At 35.9% G+C, this 18,841-nt stretch carries 17 protein-coding genes and 2 pseudogenes; 12 read left to right on the forward strand and 7 right to left on the reverse strand.

Annotated features, from left to right (window positions below; genetic code table 11):
* Positions 1-177: 177 nt before the first annotated feature.
* Positions 178-492 carry a hypothetical protein gene (locus HHU08_RS05540; RefSeq protein ID WP_169187989.1) on the reverse strand — a complete coding sequence of 105 codons (315 nt, stop codon included), beginning with the start codon at positions 490-492 and terminating at the stop codon, positions 178-180.
* A 231-nt stretch (positions 493-723) separates the two neighbouring features.
* Between HHU08_RS05540 and HHU08_RS05545 the strand changes: the two are divergent.
* The 6 genes and pseudogenes from HHU08_RS05545 to HHU08_RS05570 all read left to right on the forward strand — a co-directional run.
* Positions 724-1,116 (forward strand): annotated as a pseudogene (locus tag HHU08_RS05545) (hypothetical protein); the annotation flags it as partial.
* 165 nt (positions 1,117-1,281) lie between these two features.
* Positions 1,282-2,319 carry an ABC transporter permease gene (locus HHU08_RS05550; RefSeq protein WP_169187990.1) on the forward strand — a complete coding sequence of 346 codons (1,038 nt, stop codon included), beginning with the start codon at positions 1,282-1,284 and terminating at the stop codon, positions 2,317-2,319.
* 1 nt (position 2,320) lies between these two features.
* Positions 2,321-3,007, forward strand: coding sequence for an ABC transporter ATP-binding protein (locus tag HHU08_RS05555; protein ID WP_016204124.1), 687 nt, complete (start codon positions 2,321-2,323; stop codon positions 3,005-3,007).
* 146 nt (positions 3,008-3,153) lie between these two features.
* Entirely contained in the window at positions 3,154-3,834 is a 681-nt protein-coding gene (locus HHU08_RS05560; protein WP_016204125.1) for a response regulator transcription factor, read from the forward strand.
* Positions 3,831-5,210 (forward strand): sensor histidine kinase, encoded by a 1,380-nt coding sequence (locus HHU08_RS05565; protein WP_101730476.1) that lies wholly within the window; start codon positions 3,831-3,833, stop codon positions 5,208-5,210. Before HHU08_RS05560 ends, HHU08_RS05565 begins: the two co-directional genes overlap by 4 nt.
* Before the next feature lie 1,089 nt (positions 5,211-6,299).
* Complete coding sequence (locus HHU08_RS05570) at positions 6,300-7,016, forward strand: dihydropteridine reductase (RefSeq protein WP_169187991.1); 717 nt, start codon at positions 6,300-6,302, stop codon at positions 7,014-7,016.
* Between the two features lie 602 nt (positions 7,017-7,618).
* Here HHU08_RS05570 and HHU08_RS05575 read toward each other — a convergent pair.
* From HHU08_RS05575 to HHU08_RS05585, 3 genes are all read right to left on the reverse strand, one after another.
* On the reverse strand, positions 7,619-8,218 hold the full coding sequence (locus tag HHU08_RS05575) for a response regulator transcription factor (RefSeq protein ID WP_016204127.1): 600 nt from the start codon (positions 8,216-8,218) through the stop codon (positions 7,619-7,621).
* Positions 8,215-9,348 carry a sensor histidine kinase gene (locus HHU08_RS05580; RefSeq protein WP_169187992.1) on the reverse strand — a complete coding sequence of 378 codons (1,134 nt, stop codon included), beginning with the start codon at positions 9,346-9,348 and terminating at the stop codon, positions 8,215-8,217. Before HHU08_RS05580 ends, HHU08_RS05575 begins: the two co-directional genes overlap by 4 nt.
* Positions 9,349-9,475: 127 nt before the next feature.
* Positions 9,476-10,507, reverse strand: coding sequence for a fatty acid desaturase (locus HHU08_RS05585; protein WP_169189616.1), 1,032 nt, complete (start codon positions 10,505-10,507; stop codon positions 9,476-9,478).
* A 265-nt stretch (positions 10,508-10,772) separates the two neighbouring features.
* Between HHU08_RS05585 and HHU08_RS05590 the strand changes: the two genes are divergently transcribed.
* The 4 genes from HHU08_RS05590 (at position 10,773) to HHU08_RS05605 (ending at position 13,291) form a co-directional block, all read left to right on the forward strand.
* Positions 10,773-11,348 (forward strand): Crp/Fnr family transcriptional regulator, encoded by a 576-nt coding sequence (locus tag HHU08_RS05590; RefSeq protein ID WP_169187993.1) that lies wholly within the window; start codon positions 10,773-10,775, stop codon positions 11,346-11,348.
* 60 nt (positions 11,349-11,408) lie between these two features.
* Positions 11,409-12,410 (forward strand): NAD(P)-dependent alcohol dehydrogenase, encoded by a 1,002-nt coding sequence (locus HHU08_RS05595; RefSeq protein ID WP_235678804.1) that lies wholly within the window; start codon positions 11,409-11,411, stop codon positions 12,408-12,410.
* Positions 12,411-12,608: 198 nt separating this feature from the next.
* A complete protein-coding gene (locus tag HHU08_RS05600; RefSeq protein ID WP_016204131.1) occupies positions 12,609-12,953 on the forward strand; it encodes a PadR family transcriptional regulator in 345 nt (114 codons plus the stop codon).
* Entirely contained in the window at positions 12,950-13,291 is a 342-nt protein-coding gene (locus HHU08_RS05605; RefSeq protein ID WP_016204132.1) for a DUF1048 domain-containing protein, read from the forward strand. The genes HHU08_RS05600 and HHU08_RS05605 overlap by 4 nt, the downstream gene beginning before the upstream one ends.
* A gap of 436 nt (positions 13,292-13,727) precedes the next feature.
* Here the strand turns inward: HHU08_RS05605 and HHU08_RS05610 are convergent, their stop codons facing one another.
* Positions 13,728-15,305 carry an FAD-dependent oxidoreductase gene (locus HHU08_RS05610; protein ID WP_169187994.1) on the reverse strand — a complete coding sequence of 526 codons (1,578 nt, stop codon included), beginning with the start codon at positions 15,303-15,305 and terminating at the stop codon, positions 13,728-13,730.
* Between the two features lie 98 nt (positions 15,306-15,403).
* Between HHU08_RS05610 and HHU08_RS05615 the strand changes: the two are divergent.
* Positions 15,404-15,499 (forward strand): annotated as a pseudogene (locus HHU08_RS05615) (dihydropteridine reductase); the annotation flags it as partial.
* A gap of 562 nt (positions 15,500-16,061) precedes the next feature.
* Here HHU08_RS05615 and HHU08_RS05620 read toward each other — a convergent pair.
* Complete coding sequence (locus HHU08_RS05620) at positions 16,062-17,177, reverse strand: IS4 family transposase (RefSeq protein WP_100525938.1); 1,116 nt, start codon at positions 17,175-17,177, stop codon at positions 16,062-16,064.
* A 283-nt stretch (positions 17,178-17,460) separates the two neighbouring features.
* Here HHU08_RS05620 and HHU08_RS05625 point away from each other — a divergent pair, with 283 nt between their 5' ends.
* On the forward strand, positions 17,461-18,171 hold the full coding sequence (locus HHU08_RS05625) for a GNAT family N-acetyltransferase (protein WP_169187995.1): 711 nt from the start codon (positions 17,461-17,463) through the stop codon (positions 18,169-18,171).
* A 336-nt stretch (positions 18,172-18,507) separates the two neighbouring features.
* On the opposite strand, the gene HHU08_RS05630 is transcribed toward HHU08_RS05625, so the two are convergent.
* Positions 18,508-18,819 (reverse strand): hypothetical protein, encoded by a 312-nt coding sequence (locus tag HHU08_RS05630; protein ID WP_016204136.1) that lies wholly within the window; start codon positions 18,817-18,819, stop codon positions 18,508-18,510.
* Positions 18,820-18,841 lie beyond the last annotated feature (22 nt).

Consider the following 18,841-nt stretch of genomic DNA (forward strand, 5'->3'; position numbering starts at 1 on the left):
TAACTGTATTACCATCAAGATAACCAGACTTTGTATCACTTTATCTCCAACTTTATTCGGACTTTCGGTACCAAAATTAAAGGATTCGTTTGGTTGAATAAAGGGAGCAGGTACCCATATTGTTAGGTATCTGCTTTTTCATTGAGTGTATTTAAATTCTTTAACGAGTTATCTCCGTCAGTATCCTGGATAATAAGGAGTTGTATATGGATACGGATACGGGGATGGATAAGGATACGAATATGGGTAAGGAGCAGGTACTGGGTACGGAGCTGGTGTTGCCGCTGCGCCAAGAGCTAATCCTGTAAGAGTACCTAATGCAAATCCTCCTCCTGGATAATATCCACCTTGATGATGCCAGTTTCCACCGTGTCCCCAATTTGGATTTCCGCCGCCATGTTGGTGCCAATTAGCGTTACCACCATGGCCTCCTGATGCATGACCGCCACCGCCATGATGTGATCTCATACCTGTTTGATTAAAATTCACCATTGTTTTTTTGGAGCCCCTTTCCTTTAAAATCTCTATATCATATGCCTATACTTTCCAAATGGATATAACATAGTTGATAAAAAAAACGCATTTAGGGAATAGGATGTTTTCCAAGTAGTATTTCAAAGTCGGTGGCACCGTAAAAAGACAGTTGTTTATTTATGGTGCCTGGTACCATTTTTTCAAGATATGATTAAGCTTCTTCATAACGATAAAAACGAGAAATTGCCTACTGTAAAAAATGTTGATAAAGAGGCAACAGATGAAATTTATATGTCGCCTACCGTGAAGGTACTTAAATCGGAGGAAGATGCATGGAACTATGCTGGTGAAGAAGGAATTGCAAAACACAGTATTATGTCAGGGGAGATTGATTATCTAGAACCTCACGGAAAGGGAAAATCCTTTTACAACATAGGAATTATCAAGCCAGGGCAAACGATGACTATTAACTTAGGTTATTTTGTAGATGAAGATAAAATGGATTCCATTTTTCTAGATGCTTTTCACTACACTGGCTCAGGTGAAACAGAAGAAGAACTTGAGATAGTTCAGTTTTTTTATTTTAATTTGATTTTAAAAAATCACATATTTTTCCGCATTCGACTTTTAAATATCGGTTAAATCTTATAAAACCTAGCTATATGTTGTAACTCATGCTCTTTTTCACTTTTAGTTTGAATATAACAGAAAATAGAAGTCCTCCTTCCAATTGTAACATTCTGTTCATCTTTCATTCACAGAACGAATTTAAAATAAAGTTGTTAATAAGAGATGGGAGGAAAGAAAATGAACATTGCATGGAAAGAATTAAAGAAAAATAAATCAAGGTTTTACATTTTAGGATCAATTGTACTCTTAATTAGCCTTTTAACATTTATTATATCAGGATTAGCAAATGGGTTATCTCAAGATAATGCATCATTAATAAAGCATTTACCAAATGGTGAATTTTATATGACGAAAGATGCAAATCAAACATACAACCTTTCAAAAATCAATCATACTACTCAGGAAAAACTGTTAAATACAGAAAAAGATGCACTAGCTCTATCCATTCAAATGGGATTTCTAAACGATGTGGATGGAAAACAGCGAAGTGTTTCATTTGTTACAGCTACTGATTCGAAGTTTTTTCCAGATGTTAGTGCAGGAGAGATTATTTTAGACAGTTCTATGAAAGAAAAAGGGATACAAGTTGGAGATAAATTAACGAATAATCAATATAGTGGGGAGTTTATTGTAAAAGGATTTGTGGAGCAAAGTAAATATAGTCATGCCCCAGTTGCCTTTATAAATATCAAAGACTATGAAGAGATATATAAATTAGCCGAGATGCAATTAATATACATGCCAGAGAAGGTTATTTCACAAGATGAAACGAATGATTTACAATCATTCTCAAATAAAGAATTTCTCAATACTATTTCTAGTTATAAAGCAGAACAATTAACTTTGAATATGATTATTTGGTTTTTAGTGGTAATCAGTGGTATGCTCTTTGCTATCTTCTTCTATATGATGAATGTACAAAAAATAGGATTGTTTGGAATTCTGAAAGCTATAGGTGTTAAAACAAGTAGCCTATTTTATATGATGTGGACACAAATGAGCTTTATTACTGTTGTTGCGTTGGTAATATCTATTAGTATTAGCCATCTATTAAATGTTTTTGCACCAAAAGGAATGCCATATTATTTATCTATGGAAACCACAGTGGTTTTGTCAATCATGTTTCTCTTTATAGGGTTTATTGGAGCTACACTCTCTGGTATTCAAATCAAAAAAGTAGAACCACTACAAGCAATACAAAGAGGAGAAGGGTAATATGTCCATACTAAAATTAGCTAATATAAAAAAGACCTTTATAAATGGGGAAGTAAAAGAACAAATTTTAAAAGGGATTAATCTTTCTCTTAGGGAAGGAGAAGTTACTGCGTTAAGAGGTGCTTCCGGTTCTGGAAAAAGTACCTTGTTAACGATTGCTGCTGGACTTCAACCTGCTACGAGTGGCCAAATCTTGTTTGAAGAGCAAAATATCGCTAATATGAGTTCAGAACAAGTTAGAAAAATAAGAGCAAGCAAGTTTGGATTTATCTTTCAATTTTCTCATCTTATTCCTTTTTTAACTGTAGAAGAGCAGCTAATGCTCATGTTGGAAGTGTCAAAATCAAAACTTACAAAACAACAGAGGAAAACGGAAGTAAACAGATTATTAAACTTAGTGGAAATGGAACATAGGAGAAATACCTATCCACCTTCCTTATCAGGTGGAGAAAAACAACGTATTGCTATTGCACGAGCAATCGTCCATAAGCCTAAGGTTCTCTTTGCAGATGAACCAACAGCAAGTTTAGACTCAAAAAAATCTAAAGATATTATGAAAATTATTCGGGAAATAACAAAAACATTAAACATTACTACTTTACTCGTTACACACGATGAAGATATGCTTCTATTTGCAGATCAAGTTATAGAAATGAGTGATGGGCAAATCTTACAAGAAGAAAGATGATAACTAATTAAATAATGATATAGTAGACCTAAGTTTAGTAGACCTAAGTGTTTAACTTTAGGTTTACTTGTATTTTTTGCGATTTGTATAAATGGCTAGGAAAAGACAAAAGACTAAATAACCTAAGATTCAAGGAGATATATGGTATGCCTAATATTTTAATTGTTGATGATGACATAAATATTTTAAAACTTGTAGAAATTCACTTATCCCAGCAAGGATATGTCGTGCTATTAGCCAAAGATGGTATGGAAGCACTTAAAATCCTTCAAAAACACCAGTGTCAACTAGCGGTTGTGGATATAATGATGCCTTATCTGGATGGATATGAACTCACAAAAGAAATAAGGAAAAAATATGATATTCCTGTCATCATGTTAACTGCTAAAAATCAATTGGAAGATAAAGAGCAAGGTTTTCAAGCAGGAACGGATGATTATCTTGTTAAGCCTTTTGAACCAAGGGAATTAGCTTTTCGTATAAGAGCGTTGTTGAGAAGATATGATAAGCAACAAGATGATAGTATTATTCAGATTGGAAATACGATGATTAATAAGAAAAGTTATATGGTTCAAATAGGAGATCGGACTATTATCTTGCCTTTAAAGGAATTTGAACTTTTATATTTTTTATTTACGAATCCAATGCAAGTTCTATCTAGGAATCATTTAATAGAACAGGTTTGGGGAGTAGAATATGAAGGGGATGAACGAACAGTAGATGTTCATATCAAAAGATTGAGGGAAAGATTCTCTAATCTAACAGATGATTTTCAGATTAAAACAGTTCGTGGAGTTGGATATTTATTGGAGGCAAGGCGTGGATGAGATCACTTTATGTCAAATTTGTTGTTATCACTATTGGTATAATGCTTTTCAGTAGTGTTATTGCCTTTATTTTATCTAATGTCTATTATCATCAGAAATTAAAGCCTGTTAACGATCAAAAAAACACCAAGATTGCCGAATCGATTGCTTCCTTTATAGACAATAATCCAAATATGGTACTTAACGATTACTTAGAGAATATCTCGGATGTCGGATATCAAGTCTACCTTGTTGATAGAAATGGCACAGAAACTTATTATGGGGCTTCCTTTAGAGATAAAACTCTTTCTGCTATATCAATAGAATCTGTGCTAAGCGGAGATATTTATCATGGGATGCTTAATTTTCCAAACAAAACGTTTGTAACTGGATTTTTTGCAAATGAGTTAAAAAATACTATTGGGGTTCCACTTAAATTTAAAGATAAAGATTATGCTTTATTTATAAGGCCAGATATAAAACTACTTTTTAATGAAATGCACTTTTTGTTTGCATGGATATTAATACTTTCCATTACTTTGAGTATTGTTTTGGTAGTATTCAGTACCAAGTATTTAATAAAGCCGATTGCAAAGCTAACTCACGCAACCAAATTATTAGCAAGTGGACAATTCCATGTGGATCTACCCGTGACTCGGAAAGATGAATTAGGACAATTAACTGCTAGCTTTTTGAGTATGGCGAAAAAGTTAGAACAAATGGAAGATGTAAGAAGAGAATTTATTTCAAATATATCACACGATATTCAATCACCATTGTCCAACATTAAAGGATATACAAATTTATTGGAAAGTAAGTCATTATCTGATAATGTCAGAAATAAGTATATCTCTATTATTAATGGTGAAATTAAACGATTATCTATTTTAACCAAACAATTATTGTTACTGGCATCATTGGATAGAGATGAAAATATACTGAAGAAAAAGAATTTCAATTTAGGAAGTCAACTAAGAGAATTAGTATCTCACTACCAATGGTTAATTAATGAAAAGGAAATAATGCTTAGTTACTCTATTCCGGATATAGAAATTTGTGGCGATCCCTCCTTGTTAAATAATGTATGGGACAATTTGTTGTCAAATGCTATTAAATATAATAAACAAAATGGTAGCATAGACATATCAGTTACAGAGAAAGATGAAGTAATTACTGTTACATTTGAAGATACTGGGATAGGAATGAGGCAAAAGGAATTAAAAAGAATTTTCGACCGATTTTACAGAGCAGATAAGGCTCGGATAAGAACAGTTGCAGGAACAGGTTTAGGCTTAGCTATTGTTGAGAATATAGTGAAACTACATGGCGGACACGTGACGGTCAAAAGTAAAGAAGGAGAAGGATCCATCTTTATTGTAAGAATACCGTTGCTATGATAGAAATTTAGTGTATTAATCCAATAGGATTAATATTCTATTTGGAAAATTTGTGAAGAATTAAACTTAACTAACCGGGGCTTACGTTTTTAATACGCATGAACGTCTAATTTCATGATATAAAAATTAGACGTTTTCTTTATTAATGGGGGGACTATACGACTAAAACTACTTTTTCAGTGTCTTTCAGCTTGGAGGGGGGAAGGCTAGAGAAGTAAGCAGGGAAAAAACACTTAATTCTTACAATAAATATTTTGATCAATTTACCAGAAATGTCGATTCACTTAGAAGTTTTGAAATTGGTGTTCTTAAAGATTTATTATTTATAGGTGTAATAGATCAAGCATTTAAATCTATAAAAAATCCAACTGTTGCAAACATCACAAAGTTTTAAAAAAAAATTTAAAAAGTATACCGGGTGTTTCAGTAATTGTCTCGATGGTTCAATATTTAAATTTATCAACCAAAACGATGTATTCATATGAAGATATTCCTGGTTCGGAAAAACGTTGGAAATAATAACTATGAGGAAATGTGTACTATGAAAAATAAACAAAGTGTACTGTCGATTTCTTTAATAATTATCAGTATTATTGTCTTATTCTATTCGATAATAGAAATTTATCAAAAAATAACAATTAGTAATTTTCCAAGGGTTTCTACCATTATTTTATTTTTATATGCAACAATTACTCTATCGATACTATTATTCAAAAAGAAAAAAAATTAACTATTTAATGACAGTTTGTAGATAAAAGGGGATCAGAATGTTTTTATTTTGGTCTCCTTTTGTAATTCCGGATTTCTTATTTATTATTTAATTGTATCTTGATCTATTCTTTTCATTCTTCTTAGGCCATTTCTGAATTACCTAAATCCGTTTTTTCATTTCTTCAAGTTTATGGATGCAAAAACACGTTGAATCGTTCCTTTTCGCTTGGCGGAGTATAAATTAATCGTTGTTCAGCAATCGAGAATGAAAAATACTCCATAAATTATCTTAAATAATTAATCTTTTTAATTGAGAACTGTTATCATTTGCTGTATATTAGATAGTACGATACAAATAATGGAGTAAGGAGAATATACATGCAAATATACTGGACTAAAATAAATAAGATTATTGAGGAAACGCCAGAGGTTAAAACGTACCTACTCGACAGTCCGAAAGACTTTACATGGGAAGAAGGTTCCCACACCCATTTCGCACTGAAGGGTTTCAATGCCGGAGACAAACCAAACCGCAGTTTGATTCGCCATATGTCCATCTCTTCCTTACCGCACGAAAATGCAATCGGGATCACAACACGCATCAGAGAGCAGTGTTCTGAGTTTAAATCGATTTTAAGAAGCCTTGAAGTCGGCAATGAAGTTGCCATATTTAAAACTCATTCGAATTTACCGCTGAAAAGAGAAGACAAAAATGTTTACCTGCTGTCATCAGGTGTCGGTCTGGCAACTTATAGACCGATTGTATTGGATTATTTCGAACGTGCTGACAACGTCAATCAGATTCATTCTTTGAACATCGATTCGTCAAAAGCTTTCTTATTCACCGATATTTTTACATCTGCACCTGATAAGAAGTTCGAGGCACAGTTCGTCGATAACCGTAAAGATTATTATGAAGAAGTGAAAAATCTTGCTGCAGACAAGGATGGTCTTTTCTATATTGTTGGCAGTGACGACTTCCTTGTGCAAAACATTGAAGTATTGCGTGAACAGGGTATCAAGCCAGAACAGATTATGCTTGATAAGCGTGCACAAGAATTGCCTAATTTTTTTTCAATTGAATCGTCCCTTTAAGCGGAATTTATGAAAAATGGTGATTGTAAATAAAAAATGAGGCTGGGACAAAACTAGATAGCCAATCTGTAAAGACGAACAATCTCTAATTTATCTCTTAAATAAAGGTTCCTTTTATACAATGGTTATTTATGTTTTTAAATATAGTCAAGTGTAAAAACTAATTCGTTCCATTGCGCTACAGAAACTCGCTTTCCGCGGGGAGCAACCTAAGCCTCCTCGGCTAAAGCCTGTGGGGTCTTAGGTTTTGCTCTACTTCCCGCAGGAGTCGAGTGTCTTCCGCTCCATTCCACTCTGTTTTTAAAGGCAATTCCCTAAAAAATATTGTTTTTTTAGAAAAAATGAATTAGTAGGAAATATGGAGCAGCCTGAATACACGTAGACTCCTATGGGAGCTGCGAGAAAGTCCGAGACCCTGCAGGCCATAGGCCGAAGCGGCTCGGCGCTCGCCCCATGGAAAGCGAAGTGTATTCAGGCTGCGGATATTAACACTAACTGTACTGAAACAGCCTTTTATAAAACTAATAAAACCCGAACAATCATTTAGGATTATTTGATAGTTGTTCGGGTTTATCTATGACTGGAATACTTATGTCCCAGCCTCATTTAAACCATCCTTTTTCCTTAAATCTGGTGATGGCTTCTATTCGGTTTTTTACTTCTAGTTTATCTAGTATCATGCTGATATAGTTACGCACGGTTCCTGTTTTAATGGATAGCTCTTGGGCAATTTCTTTTGTGTTTTTGCCGCTCGCAACTAGCATAAGAACTTCTTTTTCCCGTTCTGTAAGGGGATTTTCTTCTTTATAGACATCATCAACCAATTCTGGTGCGTAAATTCTTCTACCTTCCATCACACTGCGGATGCTATTTGCCAAATCATCGCTTGGGCTATCCTTGAGCAAATAAGCCGATACGCCAGCTTTCAATGCACGCTGGAAATAGCCAGATCTGGCAAAGGTAGTTAAAATAATGACCTTGCACGGATGGCTCATCAGTTCTTCAGCTGCTTCTAAACCTGTTTTAGCAGGCATTTCTATGTCCATTATACAAATATCAGGATTTTTCTCTTTGACTAGCTGGATTGCTTCTTCACCATTGTTTGCTTTGCCGACAACCGTGATATCCTCTTCCAGATCAAGTAATGAACCCAATGCCCCTAAAAGAAGGCGTTGGTCTTCAGCAATGACAATGCGGATCATAATAAGTCCTCCTTTTCTATTATTTTTCCATCCCGTGGAACGGCGATTTTTACTATTGTTCCCTCATTGGCGGTAATTTCTAAAGTGCCGTTGATAAAATCCAATCTTTCTCTCATGCCCGCCAATCCGCTTCCTTTGTGAGCATCTTCCTTCTTAAAAGGAGTGGTTCCATTATCTTTGATTTCCATGATTGTTTCTTTTTTATTTTGGTTGATGCTTATGGAGCAAGCAGTAGCATGGCTATGTCGAACCACATTTGTAACAGCTTCTTTTAAGCACATGCTAATAATGTTTTCTGCAATCGCTGAAACTCTTAGATTGGAAGCTATATCGTAAGTTAGGCTGATCTCAGCCGCTCCTAATATTTTTTTTACGAGTAGGAGCTCGTCTTTTAATTTTATGCCGCGCATTTCAGAGACCATTTTTCTGACTTCGTTTAGTGCTGTTCTAGAAGCATGCTGAATATCTTTCAGTTCCAGTCGGGCTTGCTCTGGATCCTTATAAACTAGCTTTCTTGCTAAATCACTTTTTAAACCAATAAGGGATAGTTTTTGTCCAAGAGTATCATGAAGATCTCTGGCAATTCGCTGTCTTTCTTCTAGTTTTACTAAATCGGAAATACGCTTATTCGCATCTTCTAGTTTTTCCTGTAGCTGATCCTTCTCTTTACGGTTCTGGATGGTCAAGGGTAATAAAATAACGCCAAACCAGATGATTAGCACAAAGGGAAGCTGCTTTATCAGCAAGGAATCACCTATGATGATTTTGAAGTAAATCGCGAATGTTGTAACCGCTAAGTGTATAAAGTAAAGGATAAAAAAGGGAATCCGTTTTTTTATATTGCCGATAAAATAGGAAAGAAAAAAAGAAAAATACACATAGCTGTATGCATAAATGGCGATAGTAGATATCCCAATTAATAAGGATGGCCATAAATAAATTGTCCAGCCTTTTGAAAGATACGCGATTCTGTAAAATAGAAAAAATAAAATGGTTAGGATGATGCCAGCTATCACATCAACTGCTGCCGAGGCGTGGAATATAAAATAAAAGGGCAAAATGGTAAGCAACGTCCAAATATAAGGAGAAATGCCAGTGCTTTTTTTTAAAATCTCTAATCTTTTTATCATTGTTTAGAACCTCGTTATTTATTGGCTGTTATTCATCCATTTTAACATAATCAAGCAGCAATTAATGGCATTAAACCTTATAATTGCTGCTCAGATTAGTTGCTTCCATCAAAAGAGACTTTTCGTTTTACTGCATTTCAGATCTTGCAGACATAGAAAGAGCTTTCTTTTGTTTTTTCCATTCATAAAAACTGATAAACTTTTTGTCTTTTTCATCCCATAAACGGAATTTTAAAGAACGAAGACTGCTTGCCAGTGTTATAGTTGGAACATTCTGAAGAGGCTCCGTCTGTTGATGGACATGCTCTAAGTTGTAATTAGGCACTCTCGGACTTAAATGATGCACATGATGGTAGCCAATATTGCCAGTCAGCCATTGCATCCATTTTGGAAGGCGATAGAAGGAGCTTCCTTCTACTGCAGCCTTTACGTAATCCCAATTTTTATCTTCCTCAAAGTAAGTGTCTTCAAAGGTATGCTGCACATAAAACAGCCATACCCCAACAGATCCAGAAATAAGAAAGATCGGCAGCTGGACGAGTAAGAAAGAAGACCAGCCAAGCGTTGTTCCAAGAAGAACTACTAATAGCACGATAGAAATATTCGTTACATACGTATTTAACCTTTCCTTCGATCTAGCTCCTTTACGGTTGAATCGATTAGCTAATAGGAATTCATAAATAGGTCCTAATATAAACATGATGAACGGATTGCGGTATAAACGATATTGGATTTTTACCATTAAAGAGGCATTTTCATACTCCTCTATCGTCATCATCCATAAATCGCCAACTCCGCGCTTATCCAGGTTGCTGCTTGTTGCATGGTGAATAGAATGGCTATGCTGCCATTTGCTATAGGGAAATAAGGTTAAGATTCCAGTAATTGTTCCTAAAATCTTATTGGCCTTACGGTTCTTGAAGAAAGAAAAGTGGCAACAATCATGAAAGATGATAAAAATTCTCACCAAAAATCCTGCCGCTGCTATTGAAAACACGAGGGTTAACATATATGAAATACTCAAGCTTTTATAGGCAATAAACCAGAGTAAAAGAAAGGGCACAATAGTGTTGGCAAGCTGCCAGACACTTGCCTTTACAGTGGATTTCTCAAAAGGCGCAACAGCGGTTTTCAATTGTTTTAAGTTTTTTATATTCATTTTTTGCTTCCCTTCTATTAATGGATATCTATAGTATAAAGATGTACCAAACATATTTGCAGACATACATGTCATGTTGGCTATATGATATTTGTCATATAGAGAAATTTGCCCTTGAAAAAGTCATGTAATCAAGGGGCAAAGCGTAAGCTGAAATGACAGTAATCAAGCATATTAAGTTTATATGTTTATCTTTTCCAAATTTGGAGAAGCCTATGTTTTTTTACTTTTTGTTTTGAAGTCATATCATAAAGGGAGGCTTGTTATGAAAGAAATCCTTATGAAATATATGGAGAAATATACAACGCTAAAGGAAGAAGAGCAGCAGGCGATTATAGAAGAGATAGTAATAAAGGAATTTAATAAGGGGACTTATTTAATTAAACAGGGAGATTTCCCGACTAAGCATTGTTTTTTTGTATTGAAAGGGTGTGTAAGGCAATACCATGTAGAGGTGGATGGAAAAGAAGTTACCACCAATTTTTTTACAGAAGAACAAGCAATTATGCTGGTTAATTTGGAAGAAGCGGGTCAAGCATCGAATTACTCCTTAAATTGTTTAGAAGACTGCGTATTGGTTGTTGCAGATGTTGAATCGGAACAAGAAGTGTACCAGCAATATAAGGGACTGGAATCTATGACCCGTCGTATGAGGGAAGCTTATCTAATTCATGCGCAACATGAATATGCAAAATTTATTCGTTCTTCCCCTGAAGAGCGCTATAAAGCAATCATTCAAACACGAGCAGATTTACTCCAACGTGTACCCCAACATCAATTGGCAAGCTACCTAGGTATAACCCCTGAGTCATTAAGCAGAATCAAAAAGCGAATGCAATAAACCTTCCCGATATATCTCTATTAACTTAAGTCAATGCAGTATCTGTATGATCCATCTACAATGATGAAAAAGGAATTCAAGGAGATAAAGAAGAAAGCTATTATTTCGGAAAAGTATGGAACGCCAGATACGCTTAAAGTAGGGGAGGTAGATAAGCCTATACCAAAAGATAAGGAAGTGCTTGTAAAAGTTTATGCATCATCCATTAATTTTGGCAATCTTGCTCTTTTAACAGGAAAACCGCTGCCAGTGCGGTTGGCATTTGGACTTAAGAAACCGAAATATCGTATTCCTGGTGGGGACATTGCAGGAGTAGTGGAGGCTATAGGGAAGGATGTTACTAAACTACAGATTGGGAATCGGGTATATGGTGACTTAGCTAGTAGCGGCTGGGGTGCCTTTGCAGAGTATGCTGCTGTGGATGAAAAAGTATTGGCTTTAATGCCTAGTAATCTATCGTTTACAGAAATAGCCGGCGTCCCAATGGCAGGAACCACTGCACTACAAGCGATTAGAGATATAGGGAAGGTAAGGGCTGGACAAAATGTACTAATTCATGGCGCCTCAGGTGGTGTAGGAACATTTGCTGTCCAAATCGCAAAGGCATTGGGGGCAGAAGTAACGGCGGTGGTCAGTACTAGAAACGTAGATATTGTAAAATCCCTTGGTGCTGACCATGTGATTGATTATAAAAAAGACTACTTTGCGAATGATAGCAAGACCTTTGATGTGATTTTCGGAGTGAACGGATCCCAATCTATTTTTACCTATAAGAAAAAGCTAAAAGAAAATGGCGTATTCATTCATGTTGGTGGAGCTAATAGTCAATTCTATCAAACGATGCTATTAGGTCCCTTGTTATCCCTATTTGGAAAAAAGAAATTTATCCCCTTCCTGCAGAGACCAAATCAACAAGATTTAGTTTTTATAAATGGGCTAATAGAAGAAGGGAAAGTAAAGCCAGTAATGGATAGAAGCTATTCTCTAAAGGAGGTTCCAAAAGCATTTCAATATTTCGAAAAAGGGCATGCACAGGGAAAAGTGATTATTACAATAGAATAGGTCGAATAGTTTTCAGGGACAAGGGGTCTGTCCCTTTTGTCCTTGGGAGCGCTCAGTTTGGGACATAGGGCTATTGACAAGTGAAGCTATTCTGCGATACTATATACCGGTAGTAAGTAATACTTAATATGTGTGACACATACTACCTAAGAATATAGTACTTTGAAAATATGGTGAATTATAAATGGGGTTGAAAAGGTGGAAAATATTACAGAAATGCTAAAAGGAGTGCTTGAGGGGTGTGTGCTTGAGATCATCAGCCGTGGGGAAACTTACGGATATGAAATCACGCAACAGCTGCGAGAACTTGGCTTCACGGATGTAGTGGAAGGAACAGTTTATACGATTACCATGCGGTTGGAGAAAAACAATTTGGTGGATATCGAGAAAAAGCCATCTAATATGGGACCTCCAAGGAAATTTTATACTTTAAATGGAGCTGGCCAAGAGCAACTTAAAATGTTTTGGGCAAAATGGGAATTTGTCTCTAGCAAAATTACTGAACTTAAAACAAAAAAATCAAAAGGGGATAACATTATATGAGTATTTTTGATAAAATTATTGGCAGTTTGGAAGATGAGCGTGAATGGAAGGAGATGGAGGCACGTGCGAAGGCTCTTCCGGTTGAGTACCACCATGCATACAAAGCTATTCAAAAATATATGTGGACTGCTGGTGGTGCTCCGACCGACTGGAAGGACAGCAGTCGTATCTTTTCCGGTATACTGGAGCTCTTGGAGGAAGGAGCAGCGGAAGGCAAGCGAGTTACTGACCTAACAGGCGAGGATGTAGCAGATTTTTGTGACGAGCTAGTGAAGGATGAGCAAACTTGGAAGGATAAGTATCGTAAGAAGTTGAACGATACCATTGGTCGTGGATAACGGTCACACTCTAGTGAACCTTAACCAAATATTTACGATGCAAATCTGAAAATTTAGTTTGAGTTGCTTTACACGAAAATATTGGGAATGAGAGCATTATGAACCAAATAATAGCTATATGGACTGAATAGTTGTTACCAAGGTAAATTACCATCTTAACTATTCAGTTATATTTTTTAACTGTGTAGTCAGTAATACAGAATATCAGTATGGCTAAGTAGAGATGGAGTCAATATAGCTTCCGCAGGCACTTTAAATAAGGAGGAAATTTATATGAGTAATGTACCAATTTCTGTAAAAGGGGTTAAAGAAATCCTTTAAAGACAAAGAAGTATTAAAGGAGGGGATTTTGAGGTTCGGCGTGGATGTTGGTGTCAGGCACCGTAAAAAGACAGTTGTCTTTTGATGGTGCCTGACACCATTTTTCATAATTTAGTTAATAACCAGAGTCTTCTGAGGTAAGATTATCTATCAGTTTATAATCATATTTTTGTAATGGCTTCTCTGCAGGTCCTTCCAGCACTTCCCCTGCATACGAGAATCTAGAACCATGGCACGGGCAATCCCAAGATCGTTCACCATTATTCCATTTCACTTCACACCCCATATGAGTACAAGTTGTATCTACGATATGAAGCATACCCTCTTTATCTTTATAAGCCCCTTTTCTGTGCCCATCAATGTCAATAACAGCCCCCTCATCGTTGGCTAGATGATGGATACTCTTCTGAGGAATTTCTAATTTCCCTTTAATTAAATGACTAACAACGTTCGCATTTTCCGTTAAGAAGTTTTTCAGACTTGGATTCGGATGAAAACGGGAGGGAGAATATAATTCCTGGTATTTGTTCTTTTTTCCTAGTATGATATCACGGAATAAAAGCGCAGCTACGGTTCCATTTGTCATCCCCCATTTCCGATATCCACTAGCGATTAATATATTTTTTTGACCAGGGGTAATTTCGCCAATGTAAGGAATCTTATCCAGTGTAACTAAATCTTGAGCTGACCAACGGTATGTAATATTTTCAATGCCGAATACTTGTTGACCGAAAGTCTCCAAGGCCTCGTAATGTTTGAGTGTTTCCCCTCCTTGTCCTGTTTTATGACTTTCTCCAGATATAAGAATCATTTCTTCGCCATTGATTGTTGCATAGCGGAGAGATCTTTTCGGTTCCTCGGCACTAATATACATTCCACCTGGATATTCTGTTTTTATTTTAGCAGCAATAATATAGGAACGGTCTGCATGCATTCTTGTAGAGTAAAGTCCTGCCCCTTCATAAAAAGGGAAATGAGAACAGGTAAGAACGTATTTTCCTGTAATTCGAGCTCCTCCACGGGTAAGCACGACGGGGTGTTCGCCAGTTTCTATATCTACAGCTGTTGTATTTTCAAAGATGTATCCACCTTTTTCGGTAATTATTTTTGTAAGATGAGCCAAGTATTTAAGTGGATGGAATTGTGCTTGATTTTTCATAACAAGTGCATTAAATATTTCTAAATCGAAAGGGAGTTTATTTACGAGTTCGCCTTCAATAAGAAGCTCCTTATAGGCATCTGCCTCTTTTTCTAGTTTAAGTGCATATTCTTCTGTTGTGCTATAAACATATGCATCTTGCTGAGTGAACTCACAATCAATTTGATGTTTATTGATTGTTTCTTGAACAAAGTTTAAAGCATCTGTGTTCGCCTCGTAGTATAATCTTGCCATAGTGTTCCCAGCATAGCGGATTAGTTCATCATAGATTAAATCATGCTGGGCAGTGATTTTAGCTGTGGTATGTCCTGTTGTCCCGTTCAGTAATTTGTCTGCTTCGATAATAGCAACTTTCAGCCCTTCATTCGCCAGCAGATAGGCAGAAGTAATGCCTGTAATGCCACTACCTACAATAACGACATCAACTTGCACGTCATGCTCAAGGCGGGGGTACTCTGGTAAATGAGTCGTGTTTATCCAATATGATTCTGCGTTAGGCGGTAATTTTCCATTGTAATTAGCGTTGGTGGTCACTATATAAATCCTCCATCTAATAGGTTAGGTTATATCTTTATTATTTCCATTTACTAGAAGGATGAAACTTGCAAATAATGGAGTAAGGAGAATATACAATGCAAATATACTGGACTAAAATAAATAAGATTATTGAGGAAACGCTAGAGGTTAAAACATATCTATTTGACCGCCAGAAAGACTTTATATGGGAGGTTGCTGCTTGACACCATTTTTTTCCCTTACTCCCCATGCGCAAAGGAAAGAATTTAAATTAACTTAAAAGTAAATTAGCTATAGTATGTAGATAAGCAGTTGGTGACAAAAGATGAAAACATCAATAATCAGTATCTGGTAATCTAGATTAGCCTTTCATTTTTTTCTTCATCAGCTCATTACCAAATGGACTTATTATTTAACAACGGGGATTAACATGCAACAAATATAAAACGCTAACTTCTAAAGAGCTAAAATAATTTTACGAGAGACTTAGGCACAACCCGTCAAAATCGTTAGTGAGAAATTTAAAATCTATTAATTGTGTATTGGAAATCATGTTATAGGGTTTGAATTTTCTCAGTCTATAATTGTTGGGATATTCTAATAGCATCACATATTAATAAAAAAAACACTAGTGTTGCATAAATTTTGTTAGAATATTCAGTTTAAATATGTCCCCTGTTAAGAGCCAAAAAAGTAAATACCCAACTAAAGGTGGATCCATCCATTTGGAAATTTTTTTACAATTAGACTTAAGAGACGACGACAATTTGTTTATTAAGGAATGGTTTTTCCTTCAATCTTTCGAAGCCAAATATGTGCTGGTTTCCACAAAGCTGCCCGTAAATATCGGCTAATTTGTAGGGTTTTTCGTTTACTTTTTGTCTCGATTTGTGCGAGAACATGCAGGCAAAAAACAATAAGTGCGATAAACACTTGATTCTGAATTGCCCATTCGCTTTGGCCGTAAAACTTTTTGATATGGAGATGTTGTTTAATCCATTTGAAAAATAACTCAATCGCCCAGCGTGATTTATACATCTTTGAGATTTCTTCAGCACTTAAATCAAAACGATTTGTGATTAAATGAAGCTCATTTCCTTTTGAATCAATCACTTTTAGAAGACGAAAGTAATTTTCGGCACGGTTTTGCGTCGTACCAATCAACACCATTTGATCCGACAAAACAGATGTATTCTCGGGTAGTTTAAAATCGTAAACCTCCCGTATGACTGCGTTTTTTCGCAGCCTAGAAAGGAAAAAGTAGCCGTCATCTGTCATCCGATCAAAGCGTTCGTAGTCTAAGTAACCACGGTCAAACACATACATACATTCCTTGTCATCAACCATTACTTCAAGCTGACCGCGGTCATGTTCTTTGGCCGTTGTCATAATGGCCTTTTCGGGATAGGATATACCTTTTTCCATAAACACAAGGCGTAAGTGCAATTTAACACCCGCTTTTGTTTTGCGGAATTTTGCCCATTTATGATTAGTCAAATTGAGAGGCAATGTGCTTGAATCAATGATTTTTAATGGCATCACAAGTTTCGTGTTGTGCGTTTTGGCATGAATTTGTGAAACTAAATCAAGGAAAAGCTTTTGGAATAAGTCTGGATTCATGCCATTTAAACGGCGTGAGAGTTGGGAAATACTGATAGAATCAAGATCAATGCCCTTTTGCAGTTGATCATCGAAAAGACAATCGCTCAGCGCATGCAGACTTTCGACTTCTTCTAGCTGCGCAAAAAGTAATAATTTTAGAAATGACTCTGTCGTTAGTTTTTTCGTATAGAAATCTAATTTCAACGTTTTCACGTTTTCTTCAAATAATTGAAGATTTATTGGTGAAAACCATTGTCCAAATGAAGTTTTTCGTGTAATCTTGTCCATGCGATAGTCCTTTTTAGTGGATTTGGACGGGTTACCACCTAACTTATCCATTATAAAGGACTTTTTCTTTGCATAAAATGATAAAATTGAACATTTCAAGTATTTTTAATAGTTAAATTAAATTAACGCAACACTAGTGATTTTTAATAGTTAAATTAAATTAACGCAACACTAGTGTAAAAAAAATATAAAATAATTACAATGGGACAAGGAGACTGTCTCCCTAGTCCCTTACTTTGCTATAATTATGTCATCAAATATGATATTCGGAGTGTAAAAATAAATGAAAAAGAATAGATTCAAGCATGATGATTTTGAAGATGATACAAACGATGAATTTTATTTTATAGCTGGTCACACGGATGGTGGTGCAACATTTGGACTTCATTGGGAAGATATTATCCCAGAAGAATTGAATTTCAGACCAGCTATCAAAAAAGATGCAGAAGAAGTTGTAGAGCTAATTCATCTTGCAATTGGAGATATCGCTGAGCAGTTAACCGGTCAAACGAAGGTGGAAAATATTCATGCGACTCTTGCAAAATTTTTTCGTGAAGAAAACAATCGTCTTAGCTATCAAAATGTGATAGTTGCGGATATTTTTGACGAGATAACTGGAATTATCGTAACTTATTCTGGAACAGATGCTTACCAATTGGACAAGCCTCTACTTGAACGTTTAAGAAGAAAAACAAGGAATCAGAACATTAACTTTGATCAAGAGGCGGATATTGGAGATTTATATATTGACACGATTTCTGTCTCACCAAAGTTTCAGGGCTATGGAATTGGGTCGAAATTGCTGAGAAAGGCTGAAGAATTAGCGTTACAGAAAGGATATGAGCGAATATCCCTCAATGTCGCCAAGGATAATCCCGATGCAAAAAAGTTATACACTCGTAGGGGATATCAAGAAGTTAAAGAGATACAGATTAATGGTCATACTTATGACTATATGGTGCATACATTGAATTTTCATGCTAGTAGGGATTAATTTATGCTGTTTCATCCACTGTCTATTTCGGCGATTTTACAAAGGAGAGCATCTTCTTAAATTAGGAACCAATAAAGCAAGAGCGATTGAGTGATTCAAGCGGAAGCGAACATTGATGTGGAACGCGATAAGTAAGGATAATTTAATATACTAAATAAACTTATAGAGTCATATTAGAAAAAATTCAATTGTTAGATGGGTAAACGTTTTAATTAATTTATGATAATAGGACAAATGGAATGAAACGGAATAGTCAAAGGTTTAGAAGATTGTAGAGAAATGATATCTCAAAACTATTAAAGTTTCAGTGGACAAGAAATCTGTCCCCTGGTCCCTTTAGTATCCTGGATAATAAGGATTCGAATATGGATATGGATACGGGGATGGATAAGGATATGCATACGGGTAAGGAGCAGGTACTGGATAAGGAGCTGGTGTTGCCGCCGCGCCAAGTGCTAATCCTGTAAGAGTACCTAATGCAAACCCTCCTCCTGGATAATTTCCACCTTGATGAGACCAGTTTCCACCATGTCCCCAATTTGGATGTCCGCCTCCATGTTGATGCCAATTAGTGTGACCACCATGGCCTCTTGATGGATGACCTCCACCGCCATGATGTGACCTCATACCTGTTTGATTAAAATTCATTATTGTTTTGGGCCCCTTTCCT

The organism is Niallia alba (assembly GCF_012933555.1).
In the GTDB taxonomy this organism is placed as follows: domain Bacteria; phylum Bacillota; class Bacilli; order Bacillales; family Cytobacillaceae; genus Niallia; species Niallia alba.